The following is a 23,179-nucleotide window of genomic DNA, read 5'->3' as shown; positions in this document are numbered from 1 at the left end:
GAGTCCTTGAGACGCAACTCTTGGATAATGGTTCCCACACCAGCCAAACCACCTATATCAGGGCTATTTCGTTTTTCAACGGCCCGGCGTTAGGATGCTCGATCAGCTTGTAGCTGGCTACATAACAAAACATAAAACTATACCCAGTCACTGGGGGAGACCATTGATGAAACGCCTGAATCCTTTGGATGCATCTTGGCTGTCTGTCGAGTCACACGACACGCCGATGCACGTTGGCAATCTTCAGATTTTTTCACTGCCGAAGAACGCTCCCAGCGATTTCCTCGGACAGATGCTGGCGCGTATCAAGTCAGAGCGTAACTACTCATCGCCTTGGAACCTGAAACTGCGCAGCCCAAAGATGGGTGGCTTCCTCGCCACGTGGAAGGTCGATAACAATCTCGATCTCGACTATCACGTGCGTCACTCCGCCCTGCCCGCACCCGGTGGCGAGCGCGAACTCGGTGTTTTGATTTCACGCCTGCATAGCCATCAGCTCGACTTCAAGCGCCCGCTATGGGAATGCCATGTAATCGAAGGCTTGGAGAACAATCGCTTCGCGCTCTATACCAAGATGCACCATTCACTGATCGACGGTGTTAGTGGCGTGCGTTTGCTGCAACGCATTCTTTCGCGTGATCCGAATGATCTGGTGATGCCTGCGCCGTGGACTGTGCAACCTGATCGCAGCAGCCCGAAAGAAGAAACAGCGCAGTCAGTGGAACAAGTTGCGGCCAAGACGCTGCACGTTAAAAGCGGCAGTTCCGTGCCACAGGTCATCAAGGCGTTCACGCGCATCATGCGTGGCTCCAAGCCTGGGGAAAACGGCCTGACGGCGCCGTTCAGCGGACCAATCTCGGTCCTGAATCATCGCGTCACCGGTCAGCGTCGTTTTGCGACACAGCAGTACGATCTGACCACGCTCAAAAATCTGGCCAAGCACTTTGAGTGCTCGCTCAATGACATCGTGTTGTATCTCTCCTCGACCGCGCTGCGTCGCTTTATGGAAGAGTCCAACACACTGCCCAAGAAACCATTGATCACCGGCATTCCGGTCAATGTGCGCCCCAAGGATGACCAAGGCACCGGCAATGCGATCAGCTTCATCATCGCCAACTTGGGAACGGATATCGCAGACCCAGTGAGCCGCTTAGAAGCGATCAAAATCTCGACTGAGAAAGCCAAAGAACATCTGCAAACGCTGCCACGCGATGCGCTGATGAAATACACCGTGATGCTGATGGCGCCTTATATGCTCCAGCTGATCAGCGGCCTCGGCGGTCGCGTGCGTCCGGTGTTTAACGTCACCATCTCTAACGTTCCGGGCCCTGATCAGCCGCTGTATTTCAACGGCGCGCGACTGGAGGCCATGTATCCGGTCTCGCTGATTGCTCACGGCGGCGCGCTGAACATTACTTGCTTGTCGTACGCCGGCACGCTTAACTTTGGCTTCACCGGTTGCCGCGACACGCTGCCGCATATGCAGCGTTTGGCGGTTTACACCGGCGAAGCACTGCATGAGCTGGAAGCACTGGCCAAGCCCCAAGGCAAACGCGCCTCACGCTAACAAAAACACCGTTGGCAACATGGCTCCGATCAAACAAGCGGCTTAATTAAGCCGTTTTGTTCGAAATAATCGGCAATCCTCTGTTGCCTCCGGCAGGTTTTTGTTATGATCCGCGCCCTCAACGGTGGTCGTAGCTCAGTTGGTAGAGTCCCAGATTGTGATTCTGGTTGTCGCGGGTTCGAGCCCCGTCGATCACCCCAGTTTTTAATCGTTGAAACAGATGGGTTGTTAGCTCAATTGGTAGAGCAGCTGACTCTTAATCAGTAGGTTCCCGGTTCGAGTCCGGGACGACCCACCATCTAATCAAGGACTTAGGCCAAAAGCCTAGGTCTTTTTTTATTCCAGTAGACAACTAGTAGACCAACATTGAATGCGACACTGATTAAGTGTTGTCGCTTCGCTCTGTCTGCTGCTCTAACAACTGAGCTAATCGCGACAGACGCCAGAAGTATCGGGGGGGGTCAAAAAGCAGCGGCCTCATCAGAGGGGCCAGCAGGGGGCCGACCCTCGCGCTATACAGCTTCGACACCCGTCTTAAAATTTCACCATAATTCCTGACAGTTGAATGCTGGAATTGATGTGAGGTCGATCACCACAGGCTGGCTACATCTCAGCCCAAAGGCGTCGGGCTGCGCCTACGATCCACCCGATGTGCAGACATTGAATTTTTGGTTTAATCCGGCGATAGTGCCAAGACAATCATAAGAAATCAGGGCCTTGTTGATAAACCGCCCGATGAAAATCGTCGAAACCCGGCATTAGTCACCGCTACTAGACGGTTCAATTTTAGGAAGAAACATGGCTGAGCATCCTGTCGTTGTTAAGACGTACCGTGGGAGCCAAGATGGGGCGGCGCGAGCATTCAAAAGAGATGCCGCGACGATGGGATTAAAGGGATACGTACCCACCTCTCAAAGCTATGCACCCGGCTCCTATGGATGTGGGTCATTTATCTTGGCTCTGATCCTGTGCTTCGCGATCATCGGGATTTTGATTCTTATCTACATGTTGATCGTAAAGCCGGACGGGGTGCTGTCCGTAACGTACGAACAACGTAAATCTCAAACTGCGACCGGTGCTCAAGGATCGAAGATCTGCCCAAGATGCGCAGAACAGATCAAAGCTGCGGCACAGGTATGTCGCTTCTGCAACCATCAGTTCGATCCGCAAGATGTCGTTAGGGCTGTGGCGATAGATAGTGCATTAACTCGTTACGAAGAAAGAAATGCACGCATCCATGATGATGAAGAGACACTAGCTCATCGACTTGGCAGATGGGTCGGTCAGCAGCGAGCCCAAAAGCACCCACGCAAATAATCTACTCAGCGGCTACCAGTACAAGCAGACATGGTTGCCATTGGGAAACGTGTAGACATCAGCGGGTTTACCACCGGGACGACACTGACTGCTTGAGTGGCTTACGGTGTATTGCTTGATGGTCGCGCCAGTTGCATTGACCAACTCAATCTCTCTGGAAGCATCGGTGTATCGCCACCGCTTACCGTTCACCTCGAACACAAGCCATGAGATGCCTTGATTCATTCCACTGCCGACAATCAGGCATGTGCTGGTGCCTGTCGCCTTACCTTGCTTGTAATCGCAACCAATCGTTTGAGGCCCGTTGTCATAGCCCCAAGCCACGCTAGACAAACTGACCACAAACATAATCAAGAACACTGTTGCTTTCACTGTCCACCTGTCTCGTTATCCAGCAGCTACACAATACGCTAGTGGCAACTGTGGGTTGCTTACATTGGAAGGAAGCAAGCCACTAGCAGCGGCTTATCAATCGCCGCTGATCTAGGCAGCAGCTTTGAACTGCTGCACTAGCGTGACGAGCACAGCGAGGAACGGAGCGAGCTGGGCGAGCGACAGAAAGAAACAGTGGATGTTCCATCCTTTCATTGTGGCTCTCTGCACCTGTGGTGCAGCTACCCCCAGCGGCTCAGCAGTGCCGCTGGCTAGGCAGCGTTTCCGCTGCGCTAGTGGCTGTCCACCCATCCACCCATGAAAAATCTTTCACGGTTGGCTGGCCGTCAGGACAGCCGGTGAACGCTTCGCGTTCTCGAGATACAGTAACCCTTGGATCGGCGCAGGCTTACTAGCCTTCGGCGTTTTACCGTAAGCCCCGGGGTTGTTGGGGTATCACGTGACGAACACAATTATAAACCGAGCTGACAGCTATCTCGCTGCCGCCGTAGGTAAACCATCCCCCTACATGCGTGGTTCTTTATCCCCCCTAGCTTCGACATTATCGGGGGGCGTCCGGGCCTGCATACCGCAGTGTCATTTCTGACCAGACTAGGCCGCACCGTCGCGGCGTTGGTACTACTTACCTGCTGCTATCGCCGGTAATTGGCGGGGACTGTGAGGGCGTCCAACCCATGTTGCCTGCAAGAATAGTCTACCGAAATAGCACTAACACCCCTGTAGATAATTCCTACTACTGCTACCCAATAGCCAGTTTATTTCCAGCACTTTGAGTGGTAGAAACATCGCCTATTTAAATAAATACAATGAGTTACATACCATCGTGCATGGCGTATGGTCAGGCACTTCGCTTATGTCTAATAATTCTTACTGGTTCCGCCTCTCATTCCAATGTTTCATCTCAAACATGGCGTTTTGCTGTATCGAAACCACCTTCTGGCCCTCTGCCACTGGCTCAAATCCACTGGATTCAGCCTCATCCTCACGATCCCGAAGGGGGTAGTAGAGCCGAAGCGCGGCCACGCACGCCTTGGCCCCGTTTACTGTCAGCTTTGGGCCATCAGACCACCCAATACGGTACACCGGGATGAGGCATTGACCGCCACCAGTCCAGCCCGTCGAGCCTTCGAGAAGGAACTCGCGTGCCCGTGCCACCTCGGGCGACAGATAGACCAGCAACGCCTCGAAGTGCTCAGCCGTTAGGGGTTTAAAGCTCACGGGTTCGCCCTCGACAACAACCAGACCATGAGCAGCATCGCTGTGTACCTCAAGGCGAGACAGCGACAACGGCCTACGCTGCAAGCTGTTCATAGCTGGCCTCTTCTGTGTACTCATCTATCACCATCTCTGGCGGGAAGTCTTCAAGGTTGAAGGCAACGAAGCTGCTCTTACCATCTTTGTTGATCGTGATGTCTAGCCGCTCTTCATCAACACCTTCTAGTGTCGCTCGTAAAACGTTTAGATCAAGTAAGAACCAGCGGGTGAAGTGCTCGCCGTCCGACCATGAATAGAACATCCAAGCCGCATAACCGTCCATGATCTTTTTGAATTCAGTCGCAGCACCAGATGCACGCCAGTAGCGCAACGTGAACTGCGATTGATAGCGACTAGACCATGAGTTGGTGCGACGGCATCTATAAGCAATGCCGCCCCTGGCTGAGTCGAGCACCACAAGGTCTGATGCGTGGCTGCGATCTACTATGTCCGGTGCCACCACAATGATGTGTGGCGCAATGAGGCGCACAGCTTCTTTGATGAGCAAGTCACCCCACGCCCTATCAGTTTTATAGCTCATGGCTGCGCCTGCTTCTGCGTAGCTGCACGTTCCATTGCTTGGCGGGTGTAGATGGACTTTGTATGCCCGCCCCTTATTGCTGCAACAGTGTACTTTTCGCCAAGCTTTGTGCAGACATAAAACTGAGCCCAAGTCTCATCACGCTTGATCAGTCCGGCTTTGAGTAGGCTAATGAAATCGTAGCCAACCCAGTCACCGTGCGTGAATCTGTGCCAAGCATCCACGTTGATGTCTTCGGAAACTTCACCGTCTACCACCGTGGCCCGGCTCATGCTTTGGCCTCTTCGATGTAACCGAGTTTCTTTGCGCCAGCCTTAGTCATGATCGTGCCGTCGATGCTATTGATCACCTTGAGCTGGTCGTACTCACGCCACACACCTGAGCCTGCAACGGTCTTGGGCTGTGCCACTGCACCTGTGCCCGCTGATGCTGTGCCATCACGCTTAGTGAAGCCACCTGCGAACGACGTTGCCACAGCGTTCTTGAGCGCCTCAGCGTCGATGCCTGCATCTGTTGCGCCAGTCCACTCTTTCACCTTCAATGCAGTGCGGTATTTCATGTAGTCGTCCTGTGTGCGAACGAGGTACGGCACCATGTTCTCGCGGCCTTTCCACTTCGTGGCAAGCAGTTCCTTTATCACGGCTGCTTTGGCTGCTTCGATTACTTCTTTTGGTACGTTAGTTGTCATGATTGTTTTCCCCTTACGCCGGTACAGCGGTTGAGTTGTATGCGCGGTCTGCGCCGAAGCTGTTACCCGTGGCCACTCGCCTAAGAACAACAAGCCTGCCGTCATCACAGCGATAGACCTTTGAGAACTCGCAAAGGCGTTCGCTGGTGTAGTGGCTGTAGCCTTCATCGACAGATTCTTGCCGCGAAACGAATCGAATCTCACCGCGCTCTGTTGGCTTGAATGGCTCAAGCGTTTTTGCATCCTGCGGTGCGAAGGTTGTGAGCAGGCGTTTGCGTGCTACTGGGTCGGTGATGTGGGTGAAGCGTTGTGCTGCTGGTTTGTTTTTCATTCTCGATTCCACGCCGCAACTCGCACCCTTGGTTAGGGCGCGAGAATGGCGATAGTTGGTGGGGTGCCTTGGTTAGGCGGCAAGAAGAGATGAGAAGCCACAGCGAATGTTGAGGATGTCTCAACACGGTCTACTCAAATGCCAAAGCCACTCGGGGGCTTCAATCTTAGTATACCACTAATTAGTGATCATGTCAATACAAACTGAACTACCCTCATTATAACACACTATCTAACAGTATCAATGCAACAGAAGAATTCTATCCAATTGTTTAATAAGACTATTTACTCAAATGGATTAGACTTTAACCAGCATGTTGCGCAACAATTAGGCCCTACTTGTGTATGGCTGCTCGACACCCGACAGCAGTTCTAAGCTTCTACTGCCACGGTTCGGCCCGATGAACCCGCCTCTCTGCTTTGGTGGTGTAAGCAAAGCCTCTAGAAACGCTTGGTACTCGTTCAACAGTCGATGCAGTGCCGAGGTAACGGACAAGGCATAACCCTGCGTAACACTTTGCTTAGAGTGGTTGAGCAAGCCAGCGATAACCAACTCAGGCTGGCCCATGCTGCGTAGATAAGTTGCGAAGGTTCTACGTAGATCATGCGCCGAGAAGTCCCAGCCCTTAACCTCTGGTAGCGCCTCTGCTACAGCCTTGGACAATGCAGGAATGTCCCACCGCCCTAGGTTCGTGTAGTGGCCTGTGCCGCCTTTGTTTGGAAAGACCCACTCAGTGGTGGCACTACGCTTGCGCTTCGCCAGCAGCAGCATCAGCGCCTCGCAGCATGGCATCACCAATACCTTGCCGTTCTTTGTTGCAGCTTCACCTAGCGTGATGGTCTTACCCTTGATGTCCACCTGATCCCACCGCAAGCCCTGCACTTCGTTCAATCGAAAGCCAGTGAGCAGAAACACTCTGATCATGTCTGCTGATCCAACGTAGTCCAACGCGTTTGCCTCTTCCATCTTGCGTAGCTTCAACAGCATTACACGCAGGTGCGCTTCTTTAATGTAGGTGGTGCGCCCCTTCACCTTCTTGAACAACTGACCCTTACGTAACCGCGCAACAGGGTTAGTAGACTGCAACCCGGATACACCGACAGCGTGACCGTGAGCAGCAGAGAGAATACGCATAGCAAGGTTTGAATAGGCTGGGCCGTTCTTCAACGCCAGTTCGCTGTGTCGATCTACAGCCATCTGTTCCGTGATGGTTGATAACGGTCTGTCCATCCAATCGCCCAACGCCCTAGCACCTATCTGGCGATAGTCGTAGGCGGTCTTAGGTTTCAGGCTACGCGACTCGATGCGCCCCTCTAATGCTGTGCGCAGTGTCACCTTGGCCTTCTCTACATCCTTACGCTGCGACACAGGATCAAAACCCATAACCATCTGGGCCAAGTCCCTACGTGCTTGCTCTCGCGCCTCGCTGGCCTTCATACGGTCACAGCCGCCCAGCTTCTTACGCTTGGCCGGTCTGCCCTTCTGAATGCGTGTCTCGATGAAGTAGCTACGGCTACCACTAGCAGCAACCTTCACACCAAAGCCGGTGAGTTCCGAGTCGTAATAGAAGGTGTCCTTACCAACAAGAGGCAGCAACGACTTAACCGATTGCTCAGACAGCTTGAGAGTGGGCATGACAGATTCCAGTAGACAACCAGTAGACAAACTCTGGATGCCATTTTGCCACCTATGTTCCTATTTACCTAGGTAAACTCGATAAGCGGTAGCCGCATAAAGACAACTGGGCTGACTCTTAATCAGTAGGTTCCCGGTTCGAGTCCGGGACGACCACCATCATCTGTAGATAGAAGGCCGCCTAAAGCGGCCTTTTTTCTTTTGGGCGAAGCTCATCCATTCGGAGCAAGCCACTCCTCCTGTAATCTAATTAAATCAATTAATTAGTTCATCAATTGGAGCGTCCATGAGCCATAAACTGTTTGGCCCAATCAAGCAGATCGCCTATGTGGTGACCGATATCGACGCCAGCATCCAGCAGTGGATCAAGCTGACCGGCGTGGGCCCATGGTCCGTTTTCAAGAACACGACCATGACTGGCGACTGCCGCGGGCTTTCAACGAAGGTAAAAATGAATGTCGGCCTGTCTTACCAGGACGGCATGCAAATTGAGTTGATCCAAGTTCTCAGTAGAACACCCTCGCCCTATCAAGATGCCAATGGGCGGCCATTGATTGGCATGCACCATATCGCTTGGCACTCCAGCGATCTGGATGGCGACGTCAGCCGCGCCCAACAGCGCGGCTTGAGCACCGCGTTTACGGCTAGCAACGGCGTGGTGCGCGTTGCTTACATGGAATCACCACAGTCACCCGGCGTGCTGCTTGAACTGATCGAAGCTGCACCCGTTGTCCTCGATGGTTTCGCTGCAGGCCTTAAAGCTACCGATGAATGGGATGGCGTGAGCCAAGCTGTACAGATTTTTGATTTCGAAGCCTGAGACCGCGCGTTATGCCAACGAAAACTCAATCGCCACTCAGCGCCATCCGTCGTTCATTGATCTCAGCGCCTTATGCCGAACGCACGGATCTACGCGGCAAGACGGCGATCGTCACTGGAACCGCGCCGAACTCCATCGGCTATGAAACTGCGCGCACGCTCGCACGCTGGGGCGCAAAGGTGATTGTGACAACAAGATCCAATCCAGAAATCATTGCCACACGCATTGGCGAAGAATTCGCGCTTGAAGATTGCACGGCAACCATCGACTCTCATCCACTCGATCTTTCTGTGGCGAGTTCCGTATCCTCGTTCGCAAGCTGGTATCGAGCAACGCACGGCGAATATCTCGATATCTTGATCAACAACGCCGGCATCCATCTGGACCTGCTCTCGCAGCGGAAAGAGCCGCATCTGTCTGCGGATGGTTTTGAGATCCAGTGGCGTACGAATTATCTGGGCACGATGCATCTGACTCACGCCCTGCTACCACTGCTGCAAAACGCTGGGCGCGATCGCGGTGATGCACGCATCGTAACTGTGGTTTCGCAGTTACATACCAAAGGCATCAATGCCGCGCTGTTTGCTCCTGTCGTGCCTTACAACTCCTGGACGGCTTACGGCACTTCAAAACTCGCCCTCGTACATGCCACTTATGAACTTCAGCGTCGCTATGCTGCCAGCGATCATGTTCAGTCTTACTGCCTGCACCCCGGCGCGGTTTTTACGAATATTGCGGACAAGGGCTTGGCCGGAAATCCGATGCTTGGAACCATTCGCAAAACAATGGCCCCGATTGAGCGCTTCTTTCTGCTGACGCCTGAAGAAGGCGCCCAAACACAGATTCACTGTGCGACCAAAAGTGGGCTCAACGGCGGGCTCTATTACCAAAAATGCCGACCGACCTCATCGAGCCCGGACAGCCAGGATGCAAAGATCTCTGAACGTTTGTGGGAGACCACGACGGCTTGGGCAAATGCAGCAAGTTAGATTTTGCTGACGCGTTTGATGATGGGTAATTAAAGCCACCCTCAAGCATATGAACCTACCCGATCGAAGGGGGCATCGAGCGGTACAATAAAGTAAATAATGACAGCGCCGAATAAGGTCCTTCTGACTGTAGACAGTCAGTAACAAGCTTCGGTTAAGACCTTAATTCATCCTAGCGTCTCCGGGACTGCATCCAAAGGCTAATGTCGTCGTATTTAAGAGGTCGCGCAAATTGCCTCGCGCCATGTTTAACAATGGATTCCCACCTTTTGTCCGATCATCAGAAATCATTCTTGGCATTCGGCATTTCTCACTAAGCCATGACTGACATCAATAAAAAGACATCGCAAGCTTCAACTCGGCCCGTCACGATGAGCGGCCGACAAGAACCCGTATTTAGCGATGAACTTCATACCGCGCTGATCGTTGGCGCTCTCGTATTCCTTTCATCGTGGTTCGGCATTGTCACGCGCCCCGACAATAACTTGGCAGCATTTTGGCCCGCCAACGCGCTACTTCTGGGGTTGCTTGTGCGCTCGCCGCGATTTGCCTCGCCCGCAGGCTGGATCGCTGCAGTTTTAGGCTATGTCGCCGCCGATCTTTTCACCGGCAGCAGCGCGCCGATCAAAATTTTCTTACTCACTGCTGCGAATCTGTTGAGCGTTGTCACCGGATATTGGATGTATGCACGTTATGACGAAGGCATTCGCAACTTAAAGCGCTCGCAGTCGATCTTAGTGATGGTTGTCAACGTCGCGGTCGCTGGTGCCGTGGCCGGTGTGCTCGGCGCCTTCATCGATCCGTTTCTGTTCAATGGCACGCCGCTGCGAGGCTGGTCATTTTGGTTTGTTACAGAAGTTGTTAACTACATGGCGATTTTGCCAGTCGTCTTTTCTGCGCCAAAATTTTCTTGGCGCTGGCTGGAGAGACGCAAACAAAGCTCAATGCACATTGACCTGAGTCATTCGGCGCCGATATTCGCTGTTGTTTTATCGTGCATCTTGAGCGTGCTTATTGGCGGCCCTGGCGCTGTAGCGTTTCCAGTGCCTGCGCTGCTGTGGTGCTCGGTCACCTATAGCGTATTCACGATGGCCGTACTTACCTTGGGCTTTAGCGTGTGGACGCTTATTGCCATCTCAACGCAAGTCATTGATCTCGCCATTGCGGGCAGCATGATTGATGCTGAAATGTCGATTCGCATTGGTGTGACGCTGGTAACGCTTGCGCCAATCACGCTAGCCGTTGTGATGCAATCGCGCAATGAACTACTGCGCCGCCTGCTGGACATCGCTTCTCATGACCAGCTAACGGGCCTTTTGAACAGACACGCATTCAGAGAGCGCTGCAACACGCTGTTACCTCAGTTGGTCATTGACGGCAAATCCGCTTCGCTTTTGATGATTGATATCGATCATTTCAAAACGGTCAACGACACTTATGGCCATGCGGCTGGCGATCAAGCGCTGATCAATTTTTCTCGCAGCGCAAGCGCGTGTTTGCGCAGCTCTGACGTCTTTGGTCGCCTTGGCGGTGAAGAATTTGCGGTGCTGTTGCCAGACTGTTTGCGCGCCGATGTACAAGCTATTGCAGAGCGCATACGCCAGACCATTGCTGAAACGCCGATTGATCTCAACAATAATTTTCAGCTCTCGATCACTGTCAGCATTGGCGCTGCGGTGACATATGAAGCGCCGCCTGACGTCGACTCTTTGTTGCTAGTCGCAGACAGTGCCTTATATCGAGCAAAAAATGGTGGGCGCAACCGAATCGTGGAAAGCGAATTTCAATTCGGGCAAATCGCAGCTAGACCTACAGGCTAGAGCGGGCGCGCGGTAATTAGGGGGAAATCCCTGCGCTTGTCGTGATCAAGCGCGGCTGCATATTGACCCTGCGCTCCAACTGCTGACGCACACGCATCGCATCGGCATAGCGCGTGAGCTGGCCAAAGGAATCTAGGAAAACCATCGCAATGCGACGCCCTTGCAAGGTGACTTGCATTACCAAGCAACGTCCGGCTTCGTTGGTGAATCCGGTTTTCTGCAAACCGATATCCCAGTCGCCGCCGCCACGTACCAGACGATTGCTGTTAATAAATTTGAGCGTACGACGTCCCACCTGCACATTGCTTTCTTCGTGCGTGGAGTACTCACGGATCAGCGGCTGCGCATCCGCGGCACTGACCAGACGGTGTAAATCACGGGCCGTAGATACGCTCTGGCTAGACAAGCCTGCTGGGTCCGCAAAGTGCGAAGAGACCATACCCAAAGCCTTGGCCTTGGCGTTCATCTTGGCGATAAATGCTGTGCGACCACCAGGATAGTGGCGGCTCAAAGACATTGCTGCGCGATTCTCTGAGGACATCAGCGCAAGCAGCAACATCTGGCTGCGCGTGAGTTCGGTGCCTACGGTGAGGCGCGAGTGCGTATTTTTTTCTCTGTCGACATCTTCGTTGCCGATTTCCAAAATCTCGTCCATCGGCAGCTTAGCTTCAACCACGACCAGCGCGGTCATCAACTTGGTCAGCGACGCAATCGGCATTTCAATATCCGAATTCTTCGTTACCAATGTTTCGCCACTGTCTTGATCCACAACAAACGCCGCATGCGACATCAACATCAAGCTGCCAGCGTTGGCTTCCATAAACGTGCGTGCGGGCTGAGCATTGCGAACAGCTGCATATCTGCGTGGCGTCGTTGAATAGACACGGCCGCGAGCTGATTTTTTACGCGCCTGCGCTCTACGCATTTGCGTTTTTGTAGCTCTGACTTTTTTAACCTTGACGGTCTTACGAACCTTGCTGACCTTTGCGGTCTTGTTCGCTTGAGTGGCCTTGCTAACTTTTTTGGCCTTGGCGGCTTTGCTCGTGGAGTTTGACGTCGAAGTCTTCTTTGCCTGCTCAGCATGAGCGGGCACGCAGCAAATGGTCAGCACAATCGACAAGATCGTAGCGAGCGCAAAATTAAGTTTGCGCGATGACCGAATAGCTGAAGAATGAACTATCACTTGCTAGGCAATCCTTTACTGGCCAATTCAACAAATATGGCGCGCCCGACAGGATTCGAACCTGTGACCACCCACTTAGAAGGCGGGTGCTCTATCCAACTGAGCTACGGGCGCTCGTCGTACATCGACATATGATGCCATGACGATAGCGCACAGTGATTAGCTCAGTAACAGCAATGCCTTACTAGCCGCACTTAAAGTGCTTTCAGGCTCACCGCCCGCAACCGCCAACACACCTCTACTGACTGTTATTATATATTTATTACCGACGATTTCAATTAATAGTCTGTAACAAAGTCAGTGGCGCTTGAACGATGACGGACGGCGGCAACTCCTAGCTCAGGCTGCGGCCTTGAACTCACGGGCCCGAGCGGCGGCTGGGGAGCTGTTGAGATAGGCCAAAGCCTGCTCGGTTGACCCCTCATGCACAGGGTTGTACCAAGGGCTAAAGAACGGCAACTGGCTCTTGAGCAGCCAGAACAAAGACGGCAACTGGCCGGTTTTGGCCACCCGCTGCCATTCGAGCCAGACCCATGGCCGGAACACGCTAGGCTTCTTGGCTTTGAAACGCGGATCCTGACGCATGATGTGCGCAGCGCCCTCGACCCAGAGGCCAAAGATCATCGGCATCACAATCGTGGCGAGGTAGTAACGCGAGGGATAACCGCCACCGAGATGCTTGTATAGATCGAACGCGACGCTGCGGTGCTCAACTTCTTCCGCGCCATGCCAGCGCAGGAGATCCAACAACACTGGATCGCCCTTCTCCCACTCTTTGTTATCCAGTGCGTAATTGCCCAGCACGCAAGTCATGTGCTCAATCGCAGCGATGATACCGAGGCGGAACACCAACCAGCGTCGCTCCAGAAACTTTGGCGTTTTACGTCCAAAGAGATCATCGGACAACAGCGTTTCGAATAACCAGTCCTCGCGACGCGTGTTGCTCTCCGTCTCGATGCCGTGCGTGTGCAGATAGTCGACAAGCGCACTGCCATGCGCGCGCGCGTGCATAGCTTCCTGACGCACAAACATCTGCACGTCATCACGCAGCTTTTCGTCTGTCACCAAAGGCAGCGCCTTGTTGTAGAGACGGCAAAACCAGAACTCGCCCGCAGGTAAAAGCAGGTTGATCTCGTTGATGAAGTGGCTCGCAAAAGGCTGTCCGGGAATCCACTCCAACGGTGTCTGCGACCAATCGAACGCGACTTTGCGTGGAACCAAACGTCCTTCTGTGTTGGACGCTGACTTCACAGATTTTTTGCGCTTCAAAATAGAAGTAGGACTCATGCTGCGCTCCTCAAACGCGCATCCTGCAATGCGCTGGGCTCTTCACCACTCTCAATAAAATCGACGAACTCCGACACCCAATCTGCAAGCAGTTCGGGATGACTCAACTGCAGCCAATGCCCTGCATCGAGATCACGACGCCAGAGATTAGGAACCCATTGTCCAAGGTCGTCCCAGATTTCACGCACCATGAATTTGTCGCGCGTCGGCACGATCAACTGCACTGGGATATCGGTATGGCGTTGACGTGGCTTGAGCACACGCTTGGAAAAATTGGCGCGATATAAATTGACGCCATAACTACCGTCCTGCGCCTGCGTCTCGTTGACCTCAGCGCGAAAGCCTTCAACCTTCTGCAAAATTTTGGGCCAACGCTTATCCAATCCGTTCTTCCACAAGGTTGGCGCGAGCACCGGCAGGTGGAACATCGCGATATACCAAGAGTGTCCGAGCTGACGCGCAACCTGCCCCATCTGCTTGAGCGAACCGCTCTTGAGTCGCTGCTTGATCCAATGCCCTGCGTGATCAAGGCTAGGGCCAGACATAGAGGTGTAGGACGCAATGCGTCCCTGCAAACGTTCGGTGGTGACCGCTTCCCATGACTGGATGGAGCCCCAGTCATGCGCAACCAGATGCACTGGCTTTTTCGGACTCACCACATCCAGCACCGCAGCCAGATCGCGGACGAGATAGTCGAGACCATAGTCTGCAACGCGCCCAGGACTCGATGAATGCCCCGCACCGCGCACGTCATAAGCAATGACGTGATATTGCTCAGCCAGTATTTCAGCGCAGTTTTTCCACACGCTGGCGGAATCAGGATAGCCGTGCACCAAGACAATAGTCGGCTTTTTCCCAGCCTTTCCCCAAGTATAAACGGCAAGTTCAACATCACCGGACTTCACATGCTGTTGTGGCGTCATGTCACTCCTCAAGCTGTTCTGATCGACAGAATCTCTTTAACGATTGTGTCAGTTTACAATGTATTTCTCGATGTGGCGCCATCGTAGAACGTCTGGATCAGAGCTCAATGACTCTAGCGACAGCGTGGGGTGACTGTGGGGAGAATGCCGCTTGGGATGTGGAGCTTCAGAAGCTCTTGAGATATTGCATCTCGGGCTGAACAATCTTGATTCTGCGAATGTGTCTTTGGATGAGAGCATCTCTGCACAAGTACTTCCTTTAAGAGATGGCGTCTCTGCGCGAACGCCTACGCTCCTGCGCGTTGCCATTAAGAGATAGCATCTCTGCACGAACACCTCCGCTCCTGCGCATCCGTGCGCCCGCGGAGGTACCGTACTTCCTGTACATAAAAAAAAGCCCGCGGAGCGGGCTTTGATTCATCAGCAAACCTCGCCTCAGAATTAAACACTAGCGGCGCAGAAAACCTGCGCCGCAGTGTTGGGACATGCTTAGCTTAGCTAATGTGCTTGCTGACCAGTTTGGTCATTTCAAACATGTTGACGCTAGCTTTGCCGCCAAAGATTTTCTTCAGCTTGTCATCAGCGTTGATCTGGCGTCTGTTCTTCTGATCCTGCAGACCATTCTTCTTGATGTAAGCCCACAGATTCTTCGTGATCTGGCCACGAGGAATAGGCTTAGCGCCTACTACTTCAGCCAGGGTTGCACTCGGAGTCATTGGCTTCATCAGCGCAGCACTAGGCTTACGCTTAGCTTTTGCTTTCTTAGGAGCAGCTTTTTTAGGAGCGGCTTTCTTAGCAACAGCTTTCTTAGGAGCAGCTTTTTTAGCAGCTGCTTTCTTCGGAGCAGCCTTCTTGGCAACAGCTTTCTTCGCTGCTGGTTTCTTCTTTGCAACAGCTTTCTTAGCTGCTGGCTTCTTCTTGCCGGCTTTCGCCATGATGCGTTCCCCCACGTAGATAAGCGCCCATATGGACACCTCTATCCTAACGCGAAGTGAGGCTGTCGTTGCAAACTTTATTTTAGAAGTGAAAAACGTCTTTAAGCTGGACAAAACTTGCAATCAAGGCTAAGGCTACCTAGAGGATTTACGCTTTTTACCGCAGCGTAGCTGGGGAATCTAAGTATTGACGCGACAAAATTCGGAACTGTCCACCATCAGTTGTGATGTCAGTTTGCCCCGTTTTGCCTGCGCTAAACACGACGCCAACACCACCCGCAGCGATCAATTCCTCTGGGTGAGTCAGAAAATAGCGCGCGCGATTGTCGCGATATTGCCCGGGCTGCCCACCCGGAATATCAGACGGAACACCCAGCGGCGTCTGCCACCAGAGCACGGGCAAACCATTCATCGCCTCGTGATAAGACTGCACAACGCCTAGGTAATCTCGGAAATTGGGACTCGTGATATTGGATTCATCCCAATACCAACCGCTGCCCGCGCGCTCGCAACCTTCAGGCTGTGGCACTTGCTCGAAGCAACCGGCATCGCGATCCAAAGACGGAAAAACAATCAGATCCGCTTGATCAGCGCCAAGACGCTTCATAAATTGCGTGACGTCTTCTGGAGTGCGCCCGCCCCAGTCAGATACCGGAAATCCCAGCAATGCACGGGGTGCATATTTACGCGCACTACGCAGATGGCAAGCGGCGATTCCGGCAACGTTATCTGGCAAATCTGCGCATTCTGGATTGATCGAAACCCAAGCCGCCAGCGCTGTTGGATCGCCATTAGGAGACTCCTTTTGCGCATAACCCCAAAAGTCTGGCTCTAGATTAACGATCACTGGTTTGTCGTATTGCCCCAGCTTAATGAACAACAACGTGACGTTGTCCCAGTATTCCTTCATGAATGTGCGATCGCTTAATCCGGATAGATTTCCGTCGCCATTACTAGCCATCTGATAAAGCGTAAACATCGGCACAGCACCGATCGAGTCCGCCTGATCGGTGAATATGCGGATGTAATCGCCTCGCGGGCTATTCCAGTACGGCCAAGATGATTTGCCTACGCCAACCAGATACTGATCAAGAATATCCAAGCTCAGTTTCTGCGCCTTGATATCGCGAATATCGGTGGTGCCCAAACCTATTAGCAATCGTTCAGGTCGACCAAGATTCTTTGCCATTACGGCCGCTGGCGAGCGGTCGGCATCGGTTTCGCTGCAGGCACAGAGCAGCAACGCAAACGCTAGCGTCAGCCCTCTCAGTGCAAGATTGGCAACGCGCCAAGCTTTATCCGCACGCAAAATTTTATGCTTGTGTTTGACCACAAATCCTCAGCACATCGGCCTAACCGGTAAGCTAAGCAAAATCCATATTTGCTGTGATATGGAATTGAGCTAGCCACAGAATTAATGCGGCGAAGTATTGGGAAGTGAGGTATGCGTCACAATCGTTAAAGGCACCCTCTGCACTGTGGATAAACCAGCAGCGAGATCGTTCAAACGGCCATCAACTAGAAGCAGGAAAGACTAGGTTTACGCAGGAGATTTAGTACTTGAATGAGGTTCAAGCCGACTCTCAAAGCTTTTAATACGCACGGCTTGTAGTAAAAGTGAACCAGTGACGAAAATTGATGCTGTACGCATCAACTTGAAGCGCACATAAAAAAGGAGCGGATAGAAATGATCCATCCGCTCCGTTATCACCAATCAGTTCTGCTTAAGGTGTTTGCAGCTTTTGCAGCAACTCGCGAATCTTGGGCTCAGGCTTCCAATAGTTAGGGCCCTTGAGGAATTTGCCGTTGGCGTCGTAGATGGGGTTGCCATCAGCGCCCAGCTTGCTCTCGTTGCTGTCCATGATCAGCCCAAGAACATCTTCCAGTGGCAGACCGTACTTCAGCGCCTCAGAGCGGCAATAGACGATGACGTCGCCCAACAAATCGGCAATCGCCACGGCGATATCCAACTGAGATGCACCCGCTTCTGCAGAAGCGACGATCTCATCAATCTCGCTGACTTCATCCGACAAGGTCGCCTTGAACTTCTTCAGACGATCCGCCACATCAGCAGGAATCGTTGGCGCTGCGTTCTGCGGCAGACGGTACATGGCATTCATTTGCGCGATACGCGCTGCGAAAGACGGACTCAAGAAAGCACTCCCTATTTAATGTGCGGAAAATTTTGTGAGGTCGACACTCTCGCCCACCCACCTATTGTGACGCAAGGCGAAGGAAGGTTTGACCCACCAGACTAGCAAGGGCAACACCACGAGCGACAGCGTCATATTAATCGCCATGATCGCCATCAGCAGCAAACCCATATCCGCAACAAATTTCAGCCCTGACATCGCATACCAAGGCACGATCCCCAACGTCATGATGGCCGCCGTGAACATGATCGCCTTACCGGTGGTGCGCAGCGAGGCGGTAATTGCCGCCTGCCAATCACCGCCATTACCTTGCAACTCCTCGCAAATGCGCGAGAGCAGGTAAATCCCATAGTCGATACCGACGCCGACACCAATCGCAGCAACAATCATCGAATTCACGTCTAAGCCAACACCGAGCAAGTGCATGGCCGCAATCAAAGCTTCGTTTGCCAGATTGACCGGAATCAGCAACAAAATTCCCGCTACAAATGAGCGGTAAGCCAGGCTGCACAAGATGAATACCAAGAGATCAACCGCAACGATCACAACCCACTGATAGCGCTTGATGACTCGGTTAACAGCTTCTTGCAGCGCAATGGTGCCGGTGCCCAGACGAACGATGAACTCCTTGTGATCAACGCCCACTTGTTCGACGGCCTTTCGCGCTGCCTCCAAGGCCGCATCGACAGTCTCTTGCTTATTGTCGGCGTACCACAGCGATACAGTGGAGTTCTGCAGGCCTCCATCGACAACATGGCCAAAGTTCTTGGTGCTAGAGCCCATCATCGCGCCGACGGCTGCTGCGCTAATCGCGCGATCACGTGGATCTAGCGGCGACCACCGCGGGTCCCCTCCGCTAAAGAGTCGATTCGCCTCTGATAAATAATCCGCAAACGACAACGTCGCACGCGGTGGCGCGGTGCCGGCTTCCATCAGCCGTTGCAACTTTAGTTCGGTCATCACGGTATCAGCGCGCTGCGATACCCAGTCCTCGCTGTCCTGATTCTTGGCCTCCAACACAATTTCCAAGGTATTTACCCCAGGGAAATTAGCATTGATCTTTCGCACCGCCGTGTTGAACTCGGAGTCGTACCACAGCAGATTGGTGCCTTCGACCGGATTGCCGATTTTGATTTGCGAGGAGGTATAGATGGTTAAAGCGGACAGCACCACAACCACAATCGTCGTCCACCGCGCCTTAGGCCCACTACTAAGACTCGCTAATTTTTCCAGCATGGCTTGGAATTTTCGGTGCACCCCGTTTTCGCGGCCCTCGCCCACCAGCTGATGAATATTCTTCGGCGCAGGCAAAGTTGCTAGCAGCAGCGAAATCAGCACGACACCCGTTGGGATCAACCACACCGCCCACATGCCGCAGAAAACGGCGTGGCGCACCATCGCGGGTATCGGCGCAGCAACCACCACAATGATGCCGAGAATATCGGTGAGAATGCCGAGAACGCTGGGTGCCATCATCACGCTCATCGTGATCTCAGCAGCTTTGCGACGATCACCGACCTGCGCGTAGACCTCATAAAAGCGCTCAGTGAATTGAACGCTATGCGAGAAAGAACGCGCCGTCAGCAGCAGCGGCACCACCATCAGCAAAGGCTCAATCGAGATATTCAGCCAGCCGACAAAGCCAAACGCCCAAATGCCTGCGACTGCGCTCGTAATGATCGGCGTCAGCACGCCAACCAGATTACGCATATACAAAGTCAGCGTGAGGATCAGGATCGCCATCGTCACCGCGAAGATGCCGACCATTTCCCATTCGTGGCGATAGACCCAGCCGATCAGTGCAGGTTGACCCGTTAAATAAACCTCGTGATGCCCATCACGCGCCTGATTGACCAAGCCCTGCACATATTCAAACGCGACGCCGTAGTCGACCTTCTGCTCGATAAAGGTCGCCATGATGATGGTCGACTTGTCGTCAGGTGAAATCAGGAATGTGCGGACGTTAGACGCCTTGCCCACGCGAGTGCGGAAATCCGCAACTTCTTCTGGCGTCTGTGGCGGCCGATCTGACATCAAAGGACGCATGTCGATACCGAAAGGCGTGGCCTCTGAATAACGCGCTTTTTCCGTAGTGATCGACAGAATCTGCTCGTGATCGACGCCGGGCGTCAGATCGATATCGCGGGTGAATTTCCAAACCTTGCCCAAGGTTTCGGTATTAAAAATATCGCCGTCAGTGCGGCGAATCATCACCATCATCGTCAACGGACTGCCAAAGTTCGGATGATCCTGATACACCTGCACAAAAGGATCATCTGTCGGCAACAGATCAGAAAAAATCGTGCGCAGTTCTACCTTGTGCAAACCCGCAGCAAAAAATGCGGTGACGACGATAAAAAACGCAAAAGAAAATCCACGGTGCGCCAGCACCCATTGAGCAAGGCGTAAACGCAAGGAGTACAAGTTCTATCCCTTTATTATTTTGATAAGACTTATGCCGCGCCCAAGCTCATCAAGGCGACATGCGTCAGATACTTGTCATAGATCGAGGGATCATTGGCGCCGCTAAAATGCTTACCCTCAAGCACGCGAACCTGTTCAAGACGCGTCACGCTGCCGGTCTGAATATCCGATGAAGTGACGTGCGCCCAGCTCCAGTACGGATGCTTGCCGTCCATCACTTTCTTGCTGCCGTTTTCATAGAGCGTGTACGCACCGTCAAATGAGCGATATGGCGCGCCGCGACGATCAAACGTCACCATGCCGATCACGGCCTGCGTGCGTGCATCAAACCAGACTCGCTTCTTGGAAACTGGCGCGCGTGGAAATTTGACTGGCTCTGCTTCCACGATGATCGCTTCAGGAACCAACTCCACCGTCGCATCCCAAAACAGTTTTCCTTGAGCGCCACCATGCGTGGTGTGCTCCCAATTCTCGTGACCGGAATTCCAGCTTTCTGAAAGACCAGCAAGGAAAGGTCCGCGTCCAACAATTTTGTAATTGCCCCAGGTGTACAAAGGATCGCCTGCGGCCCAAGCGTCAGACAGGAATAAGGACAAGCCCGGCACCAAAGGCTCAAAGCGTTGATCCGTTGGGAACTGACGAATACGACGAAATTCCGGCACATAGCCATACAACGTAGGGAATGTGCTGTGGTCGTAGTCCCAGATATTTAGAAATGAAGTACCGCGAAAATTCTGCGGCTTGAGGAAGAACACGCTCTGGTAACGCAGCTTGTCGTCATGCCCGGGCCAGTACGGTTTGGGATTCATGCTGACGCGTGCAACGGGTGCCAATTCTGCCCAGCCGCCGGAATAGTTGAACTTCACCGTGCCGCCGCCGTTAACGTCGGAGCTGTACATTTTCATGGCGTAGAACGAAGCGTCGTGTCGGCCCCAACTCAGCGTCTGCGCGGCAAACAGTTCGACGCCTGTCTTAGGATTTGGAAATGGGTTGCCACCAATCCACGGCTTGCCATCGGCTTTATTGACAACGTTGCCCTTGGCATCAAAGCCCGCCTTGCCGGCATTCTTGAGCGTCGCTTCGAGATATTCCCAAGGCGACAAACGCATAATGTCTTTAGTGGTTTTGACGACCTTGAGTCGTCTGCCCATTTTCAGAATCTGCTCGTAGCGCACCGGCTCCAGCAAATCCTTCACGAGTTCGACGTTGGCGGCGGTGATGTAGTCGCCCGTCTTGATACGACCCTTGGTGTAACCCTCGATGGAGAGCAACTCATCGGGATAAGCCTTGCTGGCATCACCGTCGGCGGCAATTGCTTCCCATGTCGGCATTAAAACACCGGCACCGAAAATGCCCTTGGCTGCGTCAGCCATAAACTTGCGACGCGAAAACCCACGGTCGTAACGCAGCAGTCTCATCTCTCACTCCTTGGCAATAGGACGGCAGCTTTTCAGCATGCCGAAGCATGCCCTACCCGAGCAAGGCAAACCCTACCCTTTACCTACCTACCCATCACCAAGGCCCGCAAACGAACTTAATCGATCTCGCGTACTCGGAATTTCTTGCCCTTGATCTTGCACTCACGCAGACGCTGCAACACGTGTTTGGCGAGCTTTTTATCAATGGCGAAATAAGTGCGCGTATCAAAAGTGCTGATTTTTCCGACGGCCTCTTTGATCACGCCGACGTCACCTGTCAAAGCACCGAGCAAATCGCCGGGACGCAGCTTGTCGCTACGACCGCCGTCAACACAGAGCGTCACTGCAAAAGGCTGCACTGGACGATCCGGCAGCAAGGCAGTCATCGGGATTTTTCCAATCTGCGCTTTGATACCCAAACGCTGTTCAATCTCGGTTAAACGGCTGCGCTCACGCGGAGTGAACAAATGCAGCGCCAAACCACTGCGCCCTGCACGGCCGGTACGGCCGACGCGATGAACATGAAGATCGGCATCTTCTGGCAATTCATAACTGATGACGGCGGCCAGCTCTTTAATATCGAGACCACGCGCAGCGACGTCAGTGGCTACAAGCACGCGACAGCTGCCATTGGTAAACCGCACCAACACTTCATCACGCTCGCGCTGTTCGATATTGCCGTGCAAGCCCAGCACCGAATAACCACGCGCCGCCAGTTGTGACTCAACTTCCTGCGCGTCTTTTTTGGTGTGGCAGAACACCAGTGCCGATTCAGGGCGATGCTGAGTCAACAGATGCGCCAAGGCATCCATACGGCGATTGGAATCCACTTCAAAAAAGGTCTGCTCGACAGTCGATGCGGACACTTCGTTGTCGATGGAGATTTCCTCCGGCTGTTTCTGCAGCTTGCGGCTCACGCCACGCACGGCATCCGGGAACGTCGCAGAAAAGAACAGGGTTTGGCGCGAACGCGGCGTCTTGTCGACAATCGCGCGGCTGACGTCTTCAAAGTCGGAATCGAGCATGCGATCCGCTTCATCCAGCACCAAAACTCGAAGGTCATCGAGCTTGAGCGTGCCCAACTCAATGTGCTCCAACACGCGTCCGGCCATGCCGACGACGATATGCGGGTCATATTCCAGCGATGCCAACTGTGGGCGCTTGGCAATGCCGCCGCTCAGCACCGAGAGTTTGACGTTGGGCATGCAGCGCGCCAGTCGGCGAATCTCTTTGGAAATCTGATCCGCCAGTTCGCGCGTCGGGCACAGCACCAGCGCCTGCGTCTTGGTCTGAAGTGGGTCGATACGGGACAGCAGGCCCAAACCGTAGGCTGCGGTCTTGCCGCTACCCGTCCGCGCCTGGCCAATCACATCGCGACCCTCAAGGATCGGTGGCAGGCTGGCGGCCTGAATCGGCGTCATCAGCTTGAAATCCAGAGAGTCCAACGCCTGCAACAACTCAGGTTTCAGCGATAAAGTTGAGAACGGTTTAGCTTCCACAG

The 23,179-nt window shown here is 53.3% G+C and carries 21 protein-coding genes and 3 tRNA genes; 7 read left to right on the top strand and 17 right to left on the bottom strand.

Going from position 1 to position 23,179, the window contains the following annotated elements; all coding sequences use genetic code 11:
• Positions 1 to 166 precede the first annotated feature (166 nt).
• The 4 genes from CJD38_RS11735 to CJD38_RS11720 all read left to right on the top strand — a co-directional run bounded on the left by CJD38_RS11735 (position 167) and on the right by CJD38_RS11720 (position 2,884).
• A complete protein-coding gene (locus CJD38_RS11735; protein WP_107940547.1) occupies positions 167 to 1,567 on the top strand; it encodes a WS/DGAT/MGAT family O-acyltransferase in 1,401 nt (466 codons plus the stop codon).
• Positions 1,568 to 1,691: 124 nt separating this feature from the next.
• Positions 1,692 to 1,767, top strand: a tRNA-His gene (locus CJD38_RS11730).
• Positions 1,768 to 1,789: 22 nt separating this feature from the next.
• Positions 1,790 to 1,865: transfer RNA gene (locus CJD38_RS11725), tRNA-Lys, on the top strand.
• Between the two features lie 500 nt (positions 1,866 to 2,365).
• A complete protein-coding gene (locus tag CJD38_RS11720; RefSeq protein WP_107940546.1) occupies positions 2,366 to 2,884 on the top strand; it encodes a zinc ribbon domain-containing protein in 519 nt (172 codons plus the stop codon).
• A gap of 12 nt (positions 2,885 to 2,896) precedes the next feature.
• Here CJD38_RS11720 and CJD38_RS11715 read toward each other — a convergent pair whose 3' ends face one another.
• From CJD38_RS11715 to CJD38_RS11680, 7 genes are all read right to left on the bottom strand, one after another.
• Positions 2,897 to 3,256: a hypothetical protein gene (locus CJD38_RS11715; RefSeq protein WP_107940545.1), complete on the bottom strand. Its 360-nt coding sequence runs from the start codon at positions 3,254 to 3,256 to the stop codon at positions 2,897 to 2,899.
• Positions 3,257 to 4,144: 888 nt separating this feature from the next.
• Entirely contained in the window at positions 4,145 to 4,588 is a 444-nt protein-coding gene (locus CJD38_RS11705) for a hypothetical protein (RefSeq protein ID WP_107940543.1), read from the bottom strand.
• Entirely contained in the window at positions 4,569 to 5,072 is a 504-nt protein-coding gene (locus CJD38_RS11700; RefSeq protein WP_107940542.1) for a hypothetical protein, read from the bottom strand. Before CJD38_RS11700 ends, CJD38_RS11705 begins: the two co-directional genes overlap by 20 nt.
• Positions 5,069 to 5,344, bottom strand: a complete 276-nt coding sequence (locus tag CJD38_RS11695) for a hypothetical protein (RefSeq protein ID WP_107940541.1) — start codon at positions 5,342 to 5,344, stop codon at positions 5,069 to 5,071. Before CJD38_RS11695 ends, CJD38_RS11700 begins: the two co-directional genes overlap by 4 nt.
• Positions 5,341 to 5,760: a hypothetical protein gene (locus tag CJD38_RS11690; protein ID WP_107940540.1), complete on the bottom strand. Its 420-nt coding sequence runs from the start codon at positions 5,758 to 5,760 to the stop codon at positions 5,341 to 5,343. Before CJD38_RS11690 ends, CJD38_RS11695 begins: the two co-directional genes overlap by 4 nt.
• Before the next feature lie 13 nt (positions 5,761 to 5,773).
• Positions 5,774 to 6,091 carry a hypothetical protein gene (locus CJD38_RS11685; RefSeq protein ID WP_107940539.1) on the bottom strand — a complete coding sequence of 106 codons (318 nt, stop codon included), beginning with the start codon at positions 6,089 to 6,091 and terminating at the stop codon, positions 5,774 to 5,776.
• A 327-nt stretch (positions 6,092 to 6,418) separates the two neighbouring features.
• Positions 6,419 to 7,726 carry a tyrosine-type recombinase/integrase gene (locus CJD38_RS11680; RefSeq protein ID WP_107940538.1) on the bottom strand — a complete coding sequence of 436 codons (1,308 nt, stop codon included), beginning with the start codon at positions 7,724 to 7,726 and terminating at the stop codon, positions 6,419 to 6,421.
• Positions 7,727 to 8,012: 286 nt separating this feature from the next.
• Here CJD38_RS11680 and CJD38_RS11675 point away from each other — a divergent pair, with 286 nt between their 5' ends.
• The 3 genes from CJD38_RS11675 to CJD38_RS11665 all read left to right on the top strand — a co-directional run bounded on the left by CJD38_RS11675 (position 8,013) and on the right by CJD38_RS11665 (position 11,355).
• Positions 8,013 to 8,546, top strand: coding sequence for a VOC family protein (locus tag CJD38_RS11675; protein WP_107940537.1), 534 nt, complete (start codon positions 8,013 to 8,015; stop codon positions 8,544 to 8,546).
• A gap of 11 nt (positions 8,547 to 8,557) precedes the next feature.
• On the top strand, positions 8,558 to 9,535 hold the full coding sequence (locus CJD38_RS11670) for an SDR family NAD(P)-dependent oxidoreductase (RefSeq protein ID WP_107940536.1): 978 nt from the start codon (positions 8,558 to 8,560) through the stop codon (positions 9,533 to 9,535).
• Positions 9,536 to 9,855: 320 nt separating this feature from the next.
• On the top strand, positions 9,856 to 11,355 hold the full coding sequence (locus tag CJD38_RS11665) for a GGDEF domain-containing protein (RefSeq protein WP_107940535.1): 1,500 nt from the start codon (positions 9,856 to 9,858) through the stop codon (positions 11,353 to 11,355).
• A gap of 16 nt (positions 11,356 to 11,371) precedes the next feature.
• Here the strand turns inward: CJD38_RS11665 and pbpG are convergent, their stop codons facing one another.
• The 10 genes from pbpG to dbpA all read right to left on the bottom strand — a co-directional run bounded on the left by pbpG (position 11,372) and on the right by dbpA (position 23,177).
• Positions 11,372 to 12,538, bottom strand: coding sequence for a D-alanyl-D-alanine endopeptidase (gene pbpG, locus CJD38_RS11660; protein WP_206362973.1), 1,167 nt, complete (start codon positions 12,536 to 12,538; stop codon positions 11,372 to 11,374).
• 37 nt (positions 12,539 to 12,575) lie between these two features.
• Positions 12,576 to 12,652: transfer RNA gene (locus CJD38_RS11655), tRNA-Arg, on the bottom strand.
• A 225-nt stretch (positions 12,653 to 12,877) separates the two neighbouring features.
• Positions 12,878 to 13,825 (bottom strand): metal-dependent hydrolase, encoded by a 948-nt coding sequence (locus CJD38_RS11650; RefSeq protein ID WP_107940534.1) that lies wholly within the window; start codon positions 13,823 to 13,825, stop codon positions 12,878 to 12,880.
• A complete protein-coding gene (locus CJD38_RS11645) occupies positions 13,822 to 14,748 on the bottom strand; it encodes an alpha/beta fold hydrolase (protein ID WP_107940533.1) in 927 nt (308 codons plus the stop codon). Before CJD38_RS11645 ends, CJD38_RS11650 begins: the two co-directional genes overlap by 4 nt.
• A gap of 494 nt (positions 14,749 to 15,242) precedes the next feature.
• Positions 15,243 to 15,683, bottom strand: a complete 441-nt coding sequence (locus CJD38_RS11640) for an SWIB/MDM2 domain-containing protein (RefSeq protein WP_107940532.1) — start codon at positions 15,681 to 15,683, stop codon at positions 15,243 to 15,245.
• Between the two features lie 157 nt (positions 15,684 to 15,840).
• Positions 15,841 to 17,016: a hypothetical protein gene (locus tag CJD38_RS11635; protein WP_206362972.1), complete on the bottom strand. Its 1,176-nt coding sequence runs from the start codon at positions 17,014 to 17,016 to the stop codon at positions 15,841 to 15,843.
• 391 nt (positions 17,017 to 17,407) lie between these two features.
• Positions 17,408 to 17,794, bottom strand: a complete 387-nt coding sequence (locus CJD38_RS11630; protein ID WP_107940767.1) for a nucleoside triphosphate pyrophosphohydrolase family protein — start codon at positions 17,792 to 17,794, stop codon at positions 17,408 to 17,410.
• 57 nt (positions 17,795 to 17,851) lie between these two features.
• Complete coding sequence (locus tag CJD38_RS11625) at positions 17,852 to 20,260, bottom strand: efflux RND transporter permease subunit (RefSeq protein ID WP_107940531.1); 2,409 nt, start codon at positions 20,258 to 20,260, stop codon at positions 17,852 to 17,854.
• Positions 20,261 to 20,289: 29 nt separating this feature from the next.
• Entirely contained in the window at positions 20,290 to 21,678 is a 1,389-nt protein-coding gene (locus CJD38_RS11620; RefSeq protein WP_107940530.1) for a DUF1329 domain-containing protein, read from the bottom strand.
• A gap of 116 nt (positions 21,679 to 21,794) precedes the next feature.
• Positions 21,795 to 23,177, bottom strand: coding sequence for an ATP-dependent RNA helicase DbpA (gene dbpA, locus CJD38_RS11615; protein WP_107940766.1), 1,383 nt, complete (start codon positions 23,175 to 23,177; stop codon positions 21,795 to 21,797).
• Between the last annotated feature and the right edge of the window lie 2 nt (positions 23,178 to 23,179).

Source organism: Stenotrophobium rhamnosiphilum (genome assembly GCF_003052265.1).
Classification (GTDB): Bacteria; Pseudomonadota; Gammaproteobacteria; order Nevskiales; family Nevskiaceae; genus Stenotrophobium; species Stenotrophobium rhamnosiphilum.
This window is presented reverse-complemented; position numbering and strand designations above follow the sequence as displayed.

Coding starts and splice junctions, on each gene's coding strand:
- CJD38_RS11735 (WP_107940547.1), top strand. CDS start 167: ATGAAACGCCTGAATCCTTTGGATGCATCTTGGCTGTCTGTCGAGTCA.
- CJD38_RS11620 (WP_107940530.1), bottom strand. CDS start 21,678: ATGAGACTGCTGCGTTACGACCGTGGGTTTTCGCGTCGCAAGTTTATG.
- CJD38_RS11720 (WP_107940546.1), top strand. CDS start 2,366: ATGGCTGAGCATCCTGTCGTTGTTAAGACGTACCGTGGGAGCCAAGAT.
- CJD38_RS11700 (WP_107940542.1), bottom strand. CDS start 5,072: ATGAGCTATAAAACTGATAGGGCGTGGGGTGACTTGCTCATCAAAGAA.
- CJD38_RS11645 (WP_107940533.1), bottom strand. CDS start 14,748: ATGACGCCACAACAGCATGTGAAGTCCGGTGATGTTGAACTTGCCGTT.
- CJD38_RS11705 (WP_107940543.1), bottom strand. CDS start 4,588: ATGAACAGCTTGCAGCGTAGGCCGTTGTCGCTGTCTCGCCTTGAGGTA.
- CJD38_RS11675 (WP_107940537.1), top strand. CDS start 8,013: ATGAGCCATAAACTGTTTGGCCCAATCAAGCAGATCGCCTATGTGGTG.
- CJD38_RS11670 (WP_107940536.1), top strand. CDS start 8,558: ATGCCAACGAAAACTCAATCGCCACTCAGCGCCATCCGTCGTTCATTG.
- CJD38_RS11680 (WP_107940538.1), bottom strand. CDS start 7,726: ATGCCCACTCTCAAGCTGTCTGAGCAATCGGTTAAGTCGTTGCTGCCT.
- CJD38_RS11685 (WP_107940539.1), bottom strand. CDS start 6,091: ATGAAAAACAAACCAGCAGCACAACGCTTCACCCACATCACCGACCCA.
- CJD38_RS11690 (WP_107940540.1), bottom strand. CDS start 5,760: ATGACAACTAACGTACCAAAAGAAGTAATCGAAGCAGCCAAAGCAGCC.
- CJD38_RS11650 (WP_107940534.1), bottom strand. CDS start 13,825: ATGAGTCCTACTTCTATTTTGAAGCGCAAAAAATCTGTGAAGTCAGCG.
- CJD38_RS11630 (WP_107940767.1), bottom strand. CDS start 17,794: ATGTACCGTCTGCCGCAGAACGCAGCGCCAACGATTCCTGCTGATGTG.
- CJD38_RS11695 (WP_107940541.1), bottom strand. CDS start 5,344: ATGAGCCGGGCCACGGTGGTAGACGGTGAAGTTTCCGAAGACATCAAC.
- CJD38_RS11665 (WP_107940535.1), top strand. CDS start 9,856: ATGACTGACATCAATAAAAAGACATCGCAAGCTTCAACTCGGCCCGTC.
- CJD38_RS11640 (WP_107940532.1), bottom strand. CDS start 15,683: ATGGCGAAAGCCGGCAAGAAGAAGCCAGCAGCTAAGAAAGCTGTTGCA.